Annotated in this window: 18 protein-coding genes; 8 read left to right on the forward strand and 10 right to left on the reverse strand. The window is 69.2% G+C overall.

All coding sequences use genetic code 11. The features are described 5' to 3' along the window. The first annotated feature begins 257 nt into the window (after positions 1-257). Together NL112_RS15140 and NL112_RS15145 are read left to right on the forward strand one after the other, a co-directional pair. Positions 258-620, forward strand: coding sequence for a DUF555 domain-containing protein (locus NL112_RS15140; RefSeq protein WP_255149682.1), 363 nt, complete (start codon positions 258-260; stop codon positions 618-620). A gap of 61 nt (positions 621-681) precedes the next feature. Continuing rightward, complete coding sequence (locus tag NL112_RS15145; protein WP_255149683.1) at positions 682-1,221, forward strand: CBS domain-containing protein; 540 nt, start codon at positions 682-684, stop codon at positions 1,219-1,221. Here the strand turns inward: NL112_RS15145 and purM are convergent. After that, positions 1,218-2,192, reverse strand: coding sequence for a phosphoribosylformylglycinamidine cyclo-ligase (purM, locus tag NL112_RS15150; protein ID WP_255149684.1), 975 nt, complete (start codon positions 2,190-2,192; stop codon positions 1,218-1,220). The two genes, NL112_RS15145 and purM, sit on opposite strands and share 4 nt — an antisense overlap. A gap of 118 nt (positions 2,193-2,310) precedes the next feature. Between purM and NL112_RS15155 the strand changes: the two genes are divergently transcribed. Further along, on the forward strand, positions 2,311-2,889 hold the full coding sequence (locus NL112_RS15155; protein ID WP_255149685.1) for an NADPH-dependent FMN reductase: 579 nt from the start codon (positions 2,311-2,313) through the stop codon (positions 2,887-2,889). Here the strand turns inward: NL112_RS15155 and NL112_RS15160 are convergent. Both NL112_RS15160 and NL112_RS15165 read right to left on the reverse strand, forming a co-directional pair. Further along, positions 2,886-3,518: a zinc metalloprotease gene (locus NL112_RS15160; RefSeq protein ID WP_255149686.1), complete on the reverse strand. Its 633-nt coding sequence runs from the start codon at positions 3,516-3,518 to the stop codon at positions 2,886-2,888. The two genes, NL112_RS15155 and NL112_RS15160, sit on opposite strands and share 4 nt — an antisense overlap. Continuing rightward, a complete protein-coding gene (locus NL112_RS15165) occupies positions 3,515-4,993 on the reverse strand; it encodes a TraB/GumN family protein (RefSeq protein ID WP_255149687.1) in 1,479 nt (492 codons plus the stop codon). Before NL112_RS15165 ends, NL112_RS15160 begins: the two co-directional genes overlap by 4 nt. Before the next feature lie 121 nt (positions 4,994-5,114). Between NL112_RS15165 and NL112_RS15170 the strand changes: the two genes are divergently transcribed. Then, positions 5,115-5,585, forward strand: a complete 471-nt coding sequence (locus NL112_RS15170; RefSeq protein WP_255149688.1) for an acyl-CoA thioesterase — start codon at positions 5,115-5,117, stop codon at positions 5,583-5,585. Here the strand turns inward: NL112_RS15170 and NL112_RS15175 are convergent. Both NL112_RS15175 and NL112_RS15180 read right to left on the reverse strand, forming a co-directional pair. After that, a complete protein-coding gene (locus NL112_RS15175; RefSeq protein WP_255149689.1) occupies positions 5,577-6,551 on the reverse strand; it encodes a carbohydrate kinase family protein in 975 nt (324 codons plus the stop codon). The genes NL112_RS15170 and NL112_RS15175 overlap by 9 nt on opposite strands. Then, entirely contained in the window at positions 6,551-6,988 is a 438-nt protein-coding gene (locus NL112_RS15180) for a universal stress protein (protein ID WP_255149690.1), read from the reverse strand. Before NL112_RS15180 ends, NL112_RS15175 begins: the two co-directional genes overlap by 1 nt. Before the next feature lie 68 nt (positions 6,989-7,056). On the opposite strand from NL112_RS15180, the gene NL112_RS15185 reads away from it, so the two are divergent. After that, positions 7,057-7,515, forward strand: coding sequence for a DUF7992 family protein (locus NL112_RS15185; protein ID WP_255149691.1), 459 nt, complete (start codon positions 7,057-7,059; stop codon positions 7,513-7,515). Between the two features lie 41 nt (positions 7,516-7,556). Then, positions 7,557-8,225, forward strand: a complete 669-nt coding sequence (locus NL112_RS15190) for an RNA ligase partner protein (protein ID WP_255149692.1) — start codon at positions 7,557-7,559, stop codon at positions 8,223-8,225. Between the two features lie 508 nt (positions 8,226-8,733). Here the strand turns inward: NL112_RS15190 and NL112_RS15195 are convergent. The 3 genes from NL112_RS15195 to NL112_RS15205 form a co-directional block, all read right to left on the reverse strand. Continuing rightward, positions 8,734-8,871, reverse strand: a complete 138-nt coding sequence (locus tag NL112_RS15195; protein ID WP_255149693.1) for a rubrerythrin-like domain-containing protein — start codon at positions 8,869-8,871, stop codon at positions 8,734-8,736. A gap of 110 nt (positions 8,872-8,981) precedes the next feature. Continuing rightward, positions 8,982-9,539 (reverse strand): class I SAM-dependent methyltransferase, encoded by a 558-nt coding sequence (locus NL112_RS15200; protein ID WP_255149694.1) that lies wholly within the window; start codon positions 9,537-9,539, stop codon positions 8,982-8,984. Between the two features lie 37 nt (positions 9,540-9,576). Further along, positions 9,577-10,134: a YbhB/YbcL family Raf kinase inhibitor-like protein gene (locus tag NL112_RS15205; RefSeq protein ID WP_255149695.1), complete on the reverse strand. Its 558-nt coding sequence runs from the start codon at positions 10,132-10,134 to the stop codon at positions 9,577-9,579. Between the two features lie 84 nt (positions 10,135-10,218). Between NL112_RS15205 and NL112_RS15210 the strand changes: the two genes are divergently transcribed. Then, complete coding sequence (locus tag NL112_RS15210; RefSeq protein ID WP_255149696.1) at positions 10,219-10,404, forward strand: HEWD family protein; 186 nt, start codon at positions 10,219-10,221, stop codon at positions 10,402-10,404. Then, the gene (cutA, locus tag NL112_RS15215; RefSeq protein WP_255149697.1) at positions 10,404-10,706 is read left to right on the forward strand and encodes a divalent-cation tolerance protein CutA; all 303 of its coding nucleotides are present in this window, start codon (positions 10,404-10,406) and stop codon (positions 10,704-10,706) included. The genes NL112_RS15210 and cutA overlap by 1 nt, the downstream gene beginning before the upstream one ends. Here the strand turns inward: cutA and NL112_RS15220 are convergent, their stop codons facing one another. Both NL112_RS15220 and NL112_RS15225 read right to left on the reverse strand, forming a co-directional pair. Then, positions 10,707-11,825 (reverse strand): DUF7973 family transport facilitator, encoded by a 1,119-nt coding sequence (locus NL112_RS15220; protein WP_255149698.1) that lies wholly within the window; start codon positions 11,823-11,825, stop codon positions 10,707-10,709. Positions 11,826-11,900: 75 nt separating this feature from the next. Then, positions 11,901-12,395: a PadR family transcriptional regulator gene (locus tag NL112_RS15225; RefSeq protein ID WP_255149699.1), complete on the reverse strand. Its 495-nt coding sequence runs from the start codon at positions 12,393-12,395 to the stop codon at positions 11,901-11,903. Positions 12,396-12,420 lie beyond the last annotated feature (25 nt).

Here is a 12,420-nt window from a genome sequence, read left to right on the forward strand (position 1 = left end):
ACATAAGCTTTCCCACCGGTTCGGGGGATGTCAGACGCTCGCACGACACACCTGACTGCTCGCCGTCGTGCGGTTCAACTGGGGTTGTGCTGTGTGCAACTGGAATGGTTGTAATCTCGACATTCGCGTGAGAGCGCGCGAACTCGCGGCCAACGTCGCCATAAGTTATCGGGCGGATTCGGCGAAGTGCCCACGCCGGCGCGCGCCGTCGCGGGAGAATCCACAGCGTCAAGTTCGACGCGCGGTAGGAGTCGCACATGAGCGACTACATGGTGGCGATGGAGGCCGCGTGGCTGGTGCGTGACGTGGAAGACGTCGACGACGCTATCGGCGTCGCGGTCAGCGAGGCCGGAAAGCGGCTCAATCAGCAGGACCTCGATTACGTGGAGGTGGACGTGGGGGCGACGCCGTGTCCGGCCTGTGGGGAGCCGTTCGACTCGGTGTTCGTCGCCGCCGACACGGCGCTGGTCGGACTCGTGCTCGAGATGAAGGTGTTCAACGTCGAGGGCGACGAACACGCCCAGCGGGTCGCGAAGAAGGAGGTCGGCGGGGCCCTCCGGGACGTGCCGCTCAAGGTCATCGAGACGATGGAAATCGAAGGGCAGGACGACGACGAGTAGCGCCGTCACCGGGTTGCGGATTACCCCTGGTTTTTTGTATAACTAGAGGTTATTCGCAGATATGGAACTACCGACGCCTGCGGACCTCCGCGAGAAGCGGAAGTCGCTGGAGCTAACCCAGAGCGAACTGGCCGAACGCGCCGACGTCTCTCAGCCGCTCATCGCCCGCATCGAGGGAGGCGACGTGGACCCGCGGCTGTCGACGCTCCGGCGCATCGTCACCGCGCTGGAGGAGGCGGAGGGGAACGTCCTGAAGGCGCGCGACCTGATGCACGAGTCGGTGGTGAGCGTCTCGCCCGACGACTCCGTGCGGGCCGCCGCCAGCCAGATGGACGACGAGGCGTACTCCCAGTTGCCGGTGCTAGAACACGACCGGCCCGTCGGCTCAATCTCGCAGTCCGACCTCGTGGGACTCGACGAGGACGCCCGCGACCAGCCGGTCTCCGAGCACATGAGCGAGTCGTTCCCGACCGTCGCCGCGGACGCCTCTATCGACGAGGTGCGGCATCTCCTCGAGTACTACAAGGCCGTGATGGTCACCGAGGCCGGCGAGGCCGTCGGCATCATCACCGAGGCGGACGTGGCCTCGCGGCTCTCCTAGAGCGACAGCCCCGCCACGTCGACCGACTCGCCGGCTTCGACGCGCCCGACGACCCGTCCGTCTGTCTCCGCGGCCACCCGCTCGGCGTCGGCCTCGGGCATCGCCGCCACGAACCCGGTGCCCATGTTGAACGTGCGGTACATCTCCTCGTCCGAGACCGCCCCCTCCCGCTGGACGAACCCGAACACCGCCTGCGGGTCGAACGGGTCCTCGACGACGTATCGGAACGCCCCCATCCGCGAGAGGTTCGTCCACCCGCCGCCGGTGACGTGAGCCGCGGCGTGGGTGTCGGCGGCGTGCAGGTGGGGAAGCAGGTCGGTGTAGATGCGGGTCGGCTCCAGGAGCGCCTCGCCGAGCGTGTCGTAGTCGCCGAACGGGCAGGCGTCCGTGTAGTCGTGGTCGCGGGTCGTCGCCTCGCGGGCGAGCGTCAGTCCGTTCGAGTGGATACCCGACGAGCGCCATCCGACGAGCGCGTCGCCCTCGCGGGCCTCGCCGTCGAACACCTCGTCTTTCGCCGCCAGCCCCGCACAGGTGCCCGCGAGGTCCAGGCCGGTGACGACTTCGGGCATCACCGCCGTCTCGCCGCCCAGCAGGTGGACGTCGGCCCGCTTTGCGCCGGCGTCGAGCCCCTCACCGACCTGTTCGGCGAAGGTCTCGTCGGGGTCGTCGACCGCGAGGTAGTCGACGAACGCGACGGGCGTCACGCCCGCGGCCACGAGGTCGTTGACGTTCATGGCGATGCAGTCGATGCCGACCGTCGAGTAGTCGCCGAGCGCCTCCGCGACCAGCAGTTTCGTGCCGACGCCGTCCGTCGCCAGCGCGAGATACCGGTCACCGATGTCGAGCAGGCCGGCGTAGTCGCCCTCGAACTCGCCGACGGCGCCCATCAGCGCCGCCGTCGCCGCCTCGCTCGCCTCGATGTCGACCCCCGCCTCCGCGTACGTCAGCCCCTCCTCGCTGTCGTCGGTCATAGTCGAGACGCACACCACCGCGGGCAAAAGCACACCGGTGTCGCGGTCGACGTGTCGGCTCGCGTACGGTAATCGAGTTCAGCGAGACGTTTAGTGGCTCCTGCCGCTACACAGGCGTATGTCCCCGAACCCCTCTCCCGACGTCGTCGCGCTCTGTGGCAGTCGCCGCGACGGGAGCGTGACCCGCATCGCGCTCCGGACCGCACTCGACGCGGCGGCCGACCGCGGCGCGACCACGACGCTCGTGGACCTCGACGACTACGAGTTGCCGCCGCTGGACCCCGACCGACCCGACGCGGGCGACGCGCCCGAACTCCGCCGGGTCGTCGACGCCGCCGACGCCGTCGTGCTCGGCACGCCCAACTACCACGGCTCGTACTCGGGCGTGCTGAAGAACGCGCTCGACTACCTGGGCCGCGACGAGTTCGAGGGGACGACGGTCGGTCTGCTGGAGGTGGCGGGTGGGAGCTACCCGACGCCGCCGCTGGAGCATCTCCGGCAGGTGTGTCGCACGCTGAACGCCTGGACGCTCCCCCATCAGGTCGCCATCCCGAACTCCAGTTCCGCGACAGAGGGCGGTCGGTTGACCGACCGCGCGCTGGTCAGCCGCATCGAGGAACTCGGCGAGATGTGTGTCGAGTACGCGGGCGTCGACGCGTTCCCCGACGCCGCGCCCGAAGCGGCCGCCGGCGACTAAAACGGGAAGCCGACGAACAGGAACGCGGCGAGCGCGACCCCGACGCACAGCAGAAACGCCGCGGCGAAGCCGGCCGTCGACCACTGGCGCACCTTCCGGCCGTCCAGCGGGCCGAACGGTATCATGTTGAACCCCGCGAGCACGGCGTTGACCGTCACGCCGAGTTGCGCTATCTCGCCGGCCATCCCGCTCAACAGGAGCCACGGCACGACGAAAAGCGCCGCGAGCGCGACGTTGACGAGCGGCCCGGCGACGGCGATGAATGCGTGTTCCCGCGGGGAGACGCGGCCCCGGTGGACGACGGCACCCGGCGCCGCAAAGAGGAACCCCGCCAGCCCACCGAGGACGGCGATGCCCAACATACCGTAGTCGGCTTTGAACGCCGCAACCTGTCCGTAGTGGATGGCGACCACCTTGTGCGCGAGTTCGTGTAGCAGGAAGCCGACGCCGACCGTCAGTAGCGAGCCGACGAACACCCGTGTGAGAAAGCCCACCGGCACGGTCGTCGGGTCCGGCAACAGCCGGTACTGGTCGTTCGTCTGGAGGATGAAGAGGGTGAACGCGACGCCGAGAGCGGCCCACGCGACGGTGATGTCGCGCAGTTCCCGACCGGAGAACTCCACGTTCACAGCAGACCACCCACGATGACGTCGATGGAGTTCTGTGCCCCTTCGAGCATCAGTTGGGCGATGCGGTCCGGGCCGCCGACGCCGGCGAACAGGTACGGGATGAGGACCGTGGCGAACAGGATGCTCCCGACGAACGAGCCGACGTTCGTCAGGGCGACGACCATGATGAGCCGGAACAGCGGCACCTCCCGCAGGTCGGCTATCAGGTCGCCGAGCGGGCGCTCCTCGTCGGAGACGAGTTCGTTGAGCGTCGAGATGTCCGCGACGTTCACGTCGATATACCGGAGTTCGACGTAACCGGCGAACCAGCCCGGCGCGAGAAGCGGGTTGACGGAGGTGAGCCACGCGACGGCGCCGCCGACGGACGCGCTCGTCCAGTGGGCGCCCGCGAGTTTCGCCAACCCCGCCGAGAACACGGCGTTGACGAGGAACCACGCGCCGAACAGCCGCAGGAGGAAAGCGTTCGAGACCCCGGCCATCGCCACCAGCACGAAGAACGCGAGGAAGCCGAGCGTGAACAGGTAGCCGAACAGTTTGTAGAACGAGAAGCCCGACGACTGCCTCCCCGTCAACTCCTCCATCGGCGGGAGCGTCTCGGGGTTGGCAAGATACGCCTCGATGCCCTCGCGGTGGCCCGCGCCGACGACGGCGACGACCCGCTTGCCCGCCTCCCGGAGCCCGACCAACTGGTGGGCGATGTAGGCGTCCCGCTCGTCGATGAGCGCCTCCGCGCCGCCGGGGGAGAACCGGCGGAACTCCTCCATCATCGCCGTCACCACGTCGGCGTCGGTCAGCTCCTCCATATCTATCTCCTCGACGTCCTCGTCGGGGGCGGTGAGCGCGAACAGCGCCACGAGCACCCCCCCGACCACGAGGCCGATGCCCGCGGCGACCAGCGCGAAGTCGACGACGGCGACCACGAGCCCCGGCAGGCCGAGACTCGCGGGTACGACTACGGGACCGGCGAACGCCTCGACCAGCACGCCGAGGAAGAACCCGACCGAGAGCCCGACGCCGAGGCCGACGGTCGGGCCGTCGGCCGCCCCGAGTGCGAGTCCGCCGACGACTTTCAGTTTCTCGAGGGCCGTGAGCCGCGCCCAGAACCGCTGGATGGTCACCTGAATGTCGCGGTCGACCAGCGCCACGTCGATGCCGTGTTCTTCCGCGGTTTCGACGGCCGCGAGCATGTCTGCGCCGGGCGTGATGTCGAACCGGTCGCCGAGTCGCGCCTGCACGTACGACAGCATCCAGTACGCGAGAAACTGGAAGACGGTGTTGCCCCGGAGCAGGTCGGCGGCGTCGAGGTCGTCGGGCGTCTCGCCTTTCAGTTGGCGGAACCGCCCCTCGTCGAGTTCGACCGCGACCACGTCCGGCTGTTCGGCTTCGACCACCTCCTCGACCTCCGACACGCTCTCCGCGGAGACGTGAGCGGTCCCGACGACGCGCACGTCGCCGGCCGACGTCTGCTCGCTCATTACACCCGATTGGTGGTGCGGGCCGTTTGTACCTGTCGGGGTCGGCCCGGCGGCGTGGCGTCCCGGCTCGGGCGGTCGTGCGACCACAAGCGCCTAACGCCAGGGCGCGCCAGTGGCGAGCATGGCGACGCTTCAGGACTCCTACACCGAGATGACGGAACTCCTCCTCCCGAACGACACCAACAACCTCGGCCGTGCGCTCGGGGGTGCGGTGCTCCACTGGATGGACATCTGTGCGGCCATCGCCGCGATGCGGTTCTCCGGTCGGCAGTGCGTCACGGCGTCGGTCGACCACGTCGACTTCCTCTCGCCCATCGACCTCGGGGAGGTCGCCGTCCTCGAAGGGTACGTGTTCAACACCGGGCGGACCAGCCTCGACGTGCGCGTCGACGTGCGCGCGGAGGACCCACGCGAGGGCGAGAGCCGCCCGACCACCACCTCGTTTCTCACGTTCGTCGCGCTCGACGAGGACGGCAAGCCGACCGAGGTACCCGACCTGGAGTGCCCGACGGACAACGAGGCGGCGCTACGGGAGCGGGCGGTCGACCTGCGGCGCGAACAACTGGCGGACGTGGCCGACCGCCTAGAGTAGCGCCCGGAGCGTTCCCCTGTCGGCGGTCTCGCCGGTGCGGATGTAGTACGACGCGGCCGCGTCCGCGAGTTCCAGCGCCGGCCGCCAGGGCCACTCCTCGCCGAGCGCGCACGCCAGCGCCCCCGAGAACCGGTCGCCGCCACCCGTGTCGGTGGTCCGGTCGTCGACGGGCACGGTCTCGACCGTCAGCGTCCCGTCGGGCGTCGCGGCGACCGTCTCCGGGGTCGCGTGGAGCACGTAGCCGTCGACGCCGAGCAGGTCACGGAGCGGCGCGACCGCCGCCCCGGCCGGTTCCTCGATGCCCCACACCTCCGCGAGGTCACGGGTCTCGGCGGCGTTCGCGCTGACGACCACCCGCCGGTGGTCGGCACACGCCGAGAGCGCGTCCCGGAACCGAGCGGCGCGAGCGTCGGTCAGCCCCGACAGCGACCCGGGGTCGAGCACGATGGGGGCCTCACCCGGCACCGCGGCGTACGCGCCGAGGATGTCGGTCACGCCGTGGACCGACGACCAGTTGGCGAGACAGACGGCGTCGGGCGACTCCTCGAACGCGCCCGCCGCTCGGAGCGTCTCGTCGTCGCAGGCCTGGAGCGCGACCGACTCCTCGGCCAGAAGCAGGTCGCCGTCCTCGAAGTCGCAGATGGTGACCCACGCGGGTTCGCCCAGCGAGACGGTCTCGAACGGGAACGCGAACACGGAGTGGTCGCAGTGGCCGTACAGACAGGTGTCGGCGCCGAGCGCGTGGCTCTGGACGGCCATGTTCACCGACTGCCCGCCGGGTTCGTGGCGCTGGGGGTCGAGCCGAAACGAGCGGTCGCCGGCCTCGACGCGGTCGCCGAACGCCGCGCGGTCGGTCACCCGCGAGCCAGCGTCGAACACGTACACGTAGGAGTCGACGCTCCCGTCGGGGGCGGCGACGACCCGGCCGGGGTCGAACGCCTCGAGCAGGTCGGCCGCTTCGGCCATCAGCGCACGACGAGCACCGGACAGGGCGCGCGCCGGACGACCGACTCGGCGACGCTCCCCAGCAGGACGCGGGAGACGCCCGAACGACCGTGCGAGCCCATCACCACGTAGTCCATGTCGTGCTCCTCGGCGTAGTCGACGATGGTGCGGGAGGGCGGCCCGACCTCGATGGCCGTCTCGACGTCGCCGTCGAACTCCTCGGCACGGGCTGTTTCTCTGGCCTCGTCGAACCGCGCTTCCGCTCGATTGCGGGCCGCCTCCTCCCACTCGTCGATGTACGCGCCCATCCCCATGTCGGGGCTGGCGGCGTAGCCCGCCTCGACGTAGTCGATGACGTGCAGGAGGTGGAGTTCCGCGTCGGGGTAGTCCTCGAGGGCCTGCTTCAGCGCACGGTCGGCCATCGGCGAGTCGTCCAGCGGAACGAGTACGCGGCGCATGGTCAAAACTACGACGTCGCGGTAGAAATATCCGGCCCATTTATCGCCGCCCCCCGCCTCGTGTGGGTATGGCGCTTCACGTCTCTCCCCCAGAGCCGCCGGAACTGGAGTCGCAGTTCGACGCCGACGCGTACGACGACGTGGAGGTGATGGGCGACGACTACCGCCGGGAGGAACTCCAGGAGTATCTCGAAGCGGGCGCGTGGGCCGAGGCGTTCGACGAGTGGGCCGCCCACACGGAGCTCGACGAGGACGACTGGCGGGTCGTCTCCGACCTCGACCTGGTCGCCGAGTTCGACTTCTTCTGGGACGACTTCGCCGACCGGGTCGGCTACCACGCGCCCGGCCTGCCGGAAGACTGGAAACAGCGCGATCTCCATCCGGGGCTCGACTCGTGGGCGACCGTCTCTGCCATCAACGCCGCGCTCACCGAACTCGGGCGAACGGTGTCGGACCACCTGAAGGACGAGTACATCGAGTGGGAAAGCGAGTTCGACGCGCCGGACGACCTGCCGGAGTTCGAGTGAGTTCGGGGTAGCCTTATCCCGTCACCACTCCGACGGGGGGTATGGGAACGGCGGCACACCCGTTGCGACAGCGGTTCGTCCTCGACACCTCGCTTTTCATCACCGACGAGATACGGAGCGACGGCGAGACTCTCGAGGCGGCGGTCGAGCGGTTGCTCGACCTGATTGCGGAGGCGAAACTCGAACTCGACATCTCCTGTTACGTGCCGCCGTCCATCTATGACGAACTCGTCGGCATGTTGCGCAGACGCGACGTGGACGAGGCGCTCGTCGGTCGCCTGAACACCTGGGTCATCACGAAGAACCCCGCGCGGTTCGAAGTGATGGTGCCGGCCGAAATCGTCTACCGGTTCATCGACGAGATGTCCGACCGGGTCGACCGCGGACTCCGAGTCTCGGAGAAAGCCGTCCGGAAGGCCGAGGAGTCGCGCGACGCGCCCGACGAGAACGGGATGAGCGAGGTGGACAGGGTCGTCTCGGAGTTGCGCGACGAGTACCGCGAGACGCTCCGGCAGGGCGTGCTCGACTCCCGGGAGGATTTCGACCTGCTCATCCTCGCGCGCGAACTCGACGCCGGCGTCGTCACCGAGGACCAGGGCATCATCACCTGGGCGGAGGATTTCGGCCTCCGCTATCTGGAGGGTCGCGACTTCCCGACCCTGCTCGACGAGTACCTCCAGGCGTCCGTCGGCGACCGCTACCCGGAGTAGCGACTCGGAGATAGAGTAGCGACTCGGAGGTAGATGACAGAGAACGCCGGGAGCCCCGGATAGGACCCGGACGGGAGACGTTTTCCACAGCCCGTACGGCCGTTCCGTCGTCGGCCGTCTCGACGGGTTCCCGAAACGCAGTCACCCGCGTTCCGGTAGTTGGCCTTCACACCGAACCGTCCGGACGGTTCGGAAGTGGGCTGTTGCGGTTCTCCTTCGGGACTGCGACCTCGTCGCCCTGTTACGGGCCCTTCGGTTTTAGCCCCCAACCGCTCGGTCACGAGCGCCGACCGTCCCGCACCCGCGACAGGACTCGCACCTGCCCGCAGGCGTAGCCAGGTTTCCACCTGGAACCGGTCGACTCCGGTGTCGGCCACTGAACGTGACCTTCCCGGTCGTTTCCGCTCGGTCGTCCGGTGAGTCCCCGTGACTCCCGGCTGGCAACGACTCTAAGGAGACGAGCCGACATAAAGGTTTTGGCACATGGTACCAAATCACACGAACGGCGTCACTCCCTGCTCACGGCGATGTTCCTGACACCGCCCGAACATTCGGGGCATCGGCCCTGATAGCCGCCGTCAACGCGGTGGCCGCAGTCGAAGCACTCGTACATCGGGTCGCCGGGGTCGTAGGGGTCGACGTGCATATCCGTGAGAAACAGTCACACGCGCTAAAGCGTTCTCCTATGCTCTCCTTTTAGGGTTAAATCACCTAGAACATCTGTAGAATCTCGGATTGCGGTATACGAACGTCCAATTATGGTGCCCGGCCGGCGAGCACGAACGTCTCCCGGCGCTCGTCGGCACGGTCCACCGCGAAGCCGGCCGTCTCGAACGCGTCGACCGCGTCGGTGGCCGCGAACCGTTCGCTCGTCGGCGGGCCGGACTCCTCGAGCCCCTCGGCCGACCAGTCCGCGATGCCGACGTGCCCGCCGGAGTCGAGCACGCGTGCCAGTTCGGCCAGCGCCGACTCCGAGGCGAACTCGTGGTAGGTGAACGTCGAGACGACGGCGTCGAGTTCGCCGTCCGCAAACGGGAGGTCCGCCGCCTCCGCCGTCACCAGTTCGACGTTCTCGGGGACGCCCTTCGCCCGGTAGCGGTCGTGCATCGCCGCCTGCACGTCGACCGCGTGCACCGCCGAGAGGTACGGCGCTATCTCGTCGGTGTAGAACCCGGTGCCGCTCCCGATTTCCGCGACCCGGAGCTCCGCAGGCGCGCCGACCAGCGCGAGCAGTTCGTCGACCGAGCAGTAGGCGAACCGCGTCGGGTCCTCCAGTTTGTCGGCCCGGTCGCTGTCGAACGTGTGAAAGCCCATACCGGGGCCACGCGCCCCTGACCGATAGCTCCCCCGGTCACGCCCGCCGGTAGGTCGCCGTCGTCAGTCGACTCGCGAGCGTCGCCGTCTCCAGTTCTTCCCGGAGGGCGTCGGCCGAGGCGCCGGCCGCGAGCCCGAGCGGCCGGCGGAGCGCGTACAGCGTGAACCAGTGTTCGTACTCCTCGCCGGGTGGCGGACAGACCGGCAGATACCCCACGTCGCCGCGGGCGTTCCGGCCCTGTTTCGCGCCGCCCAGCGCGTCAACCCCCGGGTCGGCCGCCACGTCGGTCGGAACCACGTCGGTGTCGGCGGGCAGGTCCCACATCGACCACAGCATCGTCTGGCCGGCGATTCCCTGCGGGAACGTGAACGTCAGCGCGAGCGCCTCCGTCGGTGGTGGCACACGCTCTATTTCGACCCGTGGGGAGACGCCGTCACCGTCGCAGGTGAGCCGTCGGGGTATCGTCCCGTCGGCGAGCGCGGGCACCCGGTACTGGAGCGCCTGTGGCGTCGAGGTGCCGCCGTCGGTACAGCCGGCGACCCCCCCGGCCGCGACGGTTCCGACGGTAGCCAGAAACCGGCGACGACGAACCATCTGTCGCCCGTAGGTACCGCCGCCGTAAAGTCGTCCCGAAGCCGACGCCGTAGCGTTCAAGCCGCCGCCGGTCCTTCCCCGGGTATGGTACGCATCGTCCCCCCGAGCGAACGGTCGTGCGAACTCTGTGGCCGGACCGACGTCTGGGACGACGACGCCGAGAACTGGGTCATCGCCGTCGAGGACGGCAACCGGCAGGTCGGGAGCCCCACCTGCGTCCACGAGTGGGACATCAACGGCCGGTACAACCCCGTGCAGGAGTCGGCCTGATGCCGACGGCGTACGTCACCGCGCCGCCTGACGCGGCCGCGGAGATAGCCGAGCGGCTCGTGGCCGAGCGGCTGGCCGCCTGCGTCAACCGCGTTCCCTGCCAGTCGACGTATCGCTGGGAGGGGGAGGTGGCCCACGACGAGGAAGAGATACTGCTGGCGAAGACCACCGACGAACGATACGCCGACCTGGAGAGCCGGGTCGTCGACCTCCACCCGCACGACGTACCGTGTGTCGAGCGGTTCGACGAGGCCGAGACGGTCGAGCCGTTCGCCGGCTGGCTCGCCGAGAGCGTCGAGTGATTACGGCATCGGAAGGATGCCGCCCGTCGTCACGACTCCCGCGAGTTCGAGCAGGCCGACCAGCAGGACGCTGACGACGATACCCGCGGCCGCCGGGTCGAGGTGCGTGTCGGCGTGGGCATACAGCGTCCGCTGGGCGAGTTCGGCGACGACCCCCGCGACGATACCGAGCACGCCGCCGGCCAGCACCGCCAGGTAGGGCTGGACCGCCGATTCGAGTTCCGCGGGCGTGAGTCCCCCGTCCAGTAGCGTCGGGTCGGCGGCGCCGACCAGCGCGACGACGACGACACCGGCCGGGAGCGCCATGTGGTGGACGACCGGAACCCGGCCGTCGGAGTCGGCGACCAGAAGGGTCGCCGCCGTGATGCCGAACGCGAGGAACGGTGCGCCCGTCTCGTAGGTGACGAATGCGGCGAACGCGCCGACCACGAACCCGAGTAGGGTGACGTTCGCCCACTCGCTCTGGTCGGGGAGCCAGGGCTCGACGACGTAGCGGGTGCCTGCCGTGGCGGCCTCCTCGGCGGACTGCTGTTCGGCGTCCGAGACCGCTCCGGGCCGGCGTGGGCGATGCTCGCGGCGCTCGTACGGGGACATATCGAGCAGTCCGTGGCGCACTTCGCCGACCAGCGGATAGCCGAACGCCACCCGGTGGAGAAGCGCCGACAGCACAATCGACAGCGAAATCGGGTCGGTGGGGACGCCCACGGCGGCGAGTCCCACGGCGAGGCCGTAGCCGACGAGACCGAACACGCCACCGACCGCGAGCACGTCGGGGTCGGTCCCGACGGGAACGCCGACGCGTTTCGCGGCGTGGTATTCGAACCCGTCCTCGCCGCCCCCGCGACCCGCGTACGCCGCCGCCGCGGCGCCCCCGGCGAAGGCGACGTGGGGGCCCAGCGCGGGGCCGAATCCGAGCGCCGCGGTGATGCCCGTCGTTCCGAGCGCCGCGGGGTCGCCCCCAGCGGCGGCGACGATCCCGTTGGCGACGCTCGTGGCCTGTCCGACGAGCACCGCGACGCCGGCCAGTCCGTACGCCCGGAGTCCCCCCAGTGCGGCCCCGAGTGCGCCGCCCGCGAACGCGACGACCCCGAGGGTGACGAGCGTCTCGACTGCTACCATGACTGGACCACCGCTGGCGTGCCAGACATCTCTGTAGGGGCCTGCTCGAAGCGGGAAGGTATAACTGACTATCCGCTACAGGTCCTCGAGCGCGGCCCGGAAGAAGAAGCCGAGCGCGAGATGCTCGCGCATCGCCGCCGCGACGGTTTCCCGGCACGCCTCCTCGTCGTCGATGCGGTACTCCTTCGTCCGCACGAGTTCGTGGACTTCGAGGACGTCATCGTCCTCCAGTTCGTGGAGGCGGGGGTACACCGTGCCCGGACTGAGGTCGGCCCCGAACACAGATTCGAGGTCCTCCATCAGCCCTTTGCCGTGGGTCCGGCTGTCGCGTAGCGCCACGAGCATCAGGAGAATCTCGTCGAGGTTCGACTTCACCGTCTCCTCGGCGAACTCGAACTCGCCGTCCTCGAACAGGGACTCGGTGACGGCCGCCAGTATCGCCTCGGACCGCTGTTCGATGCTCTCGTCGTCCGCCGACCCCCCGCCGACCATCTCCCGGTAGAGCTGGCCGACTGAGACGCTCCCTTCCTGCACGTCGGCCAGCTCCGTACCGTCGGCGTTCGTCGCCATGCCGTGGTAGTGTCGGCCTACGCAC

Origin of the sequence: Halorarius halobius (genome assembly GCF_024298865.1) — an archaeon.
Classification (GTDB): Archaea; Halobacteriota; Halobacteria; order Halobacteriales; family Haloarculaceae; genus Halorarius; species Halorarius halobius.

What these genes read in the sequence shown, in the direction of transcription:
- NL112_RS15145 (WP_255149683.1), top strand. Translation starts at nt 682, where the DNA reads ATGGAACTACCGACGCCTGCGGACCTCCGCGAGAAGCGGAAGTCGCTG.
- NL112_RS15210 (WP_255149696.1), top strand. Translation starts at nt 10,219, where the DNA reads ATGGTACGCATCGTCCCCCCGAGCGAACGGTCGTGCGAACTCTGTGGC.
- NL112_RS15175 (WP_255149689.1), bottom strand. Translation starts at nt 6,551, where the DNA reads ATGGCCGAAGCGGCCGACCTGCTCGAGGCGTTCGACCCCGGCCGGGTC.
- NL112_RS15185 (WP_255149691.1), top strand. Translation starts at nt 7,057, where the DNA reads ATGGCGCTTCACGTCTCTCCCCCAGAGCCGCCGGAACTGGAGTCGCAG.
- NL112_RS15165 (WP_255149687.1), bottom strand. Translation starts at nt 4,993, where the DNA reads ATGAGCGAGCAGACGTCGGCCGGCGACGTGCGCGTCGTCGGGACCGCT.
- NL112_RS15205 (WP_255149695.1), bottom strand. Translation starts at nt 10,134, where the DNA reads ATGGTTCGTCGTCGCCGGTTTCTGGCTACCGTCGGAACCGTCGCGGCC.
- NL112_RS15155 (WP_255149685.1), top strand. Translation starts at nt 2,311, where the DNA reads ATGTCCCCGAACCCCTCTCCCGACGTCGTCGCGCTCTGTGGCAGTCGC.
- NL112_RS15140 (WP_255149682.1), top strand. Translation starts at nt 258, where the DNA reads ATGAGCGACTACATGGTGGCGATGGAGGCCGCGTGGCTGGTGCGTGAC.
- NL112_RS15225 (WP_255149699.1), bottom strand. Translation starts at nt 12,395, where the DNA reads ATGGCGACGAACGCCGACGGTACGGAGCTGGCCGACGTGCAGGAAGGG.
- NL112_RS15195 (WP_255149693.1), bottom strand. Translation starts at nt 8,871, where the DNA reads ATGCACGTCGACCCCTACGACCCCGGCGACCCGATGTACGAGTGCTTC.
- purM (WP_255149684.1), bottom strand. Translation starts at nt 2,192, where the DNA reads ATGACCGACGACAGCGAGGAGGGGCTGACGTACGCGGAGGCGGGGGTC.
- NL112_RS15200 (WP_255149694.1), bottom strand. Translation starts at nt 9,539, where the DNA reads ATGGGCTTTCACACGTTCGACAGCGACCGGGCCGACAAACTGGAGGAC.
- NL112_RS15180 (WP_255149690.1), bottom strand. Translation starts at nt 6,988, where the DNA reads ATGCGCCGCGTACTCGTTCCGCTGGACGACTCGCCGATGGCCGACCGT.
- NL112_RS15170 (WP_255149688.1), top strand. Translation starts at nt 5,115, where the DNA reads ATGGCGACGCTTCAGGACTCCTACACCGAGATGACGGAACTCCTCCTC.
- NL112_RS15190 (WP_255149692.1), top strand. Translation starts at nt 7,557, where the DNA reads ATGGGAACGGCGGCACACCCGTTGCGACAGCGGTTCGTCCTCGACACC.
- NL112_RS15220 (WP_255149698.1), bottom strand. Translation starts at nt 11,825, where the DNA reads ATGGTAGCAGTCGAGACGCTCGTCACCCTCGGGGTCGTCGCGTTCGCG.
- cutA (WP_255149697.1), top strand. Translation starts at nt 10,404, where the DNA reads ATGCCGACGGCGTACGTCACCGCGCCGCCTGACGCGGCCGCGGAGATA.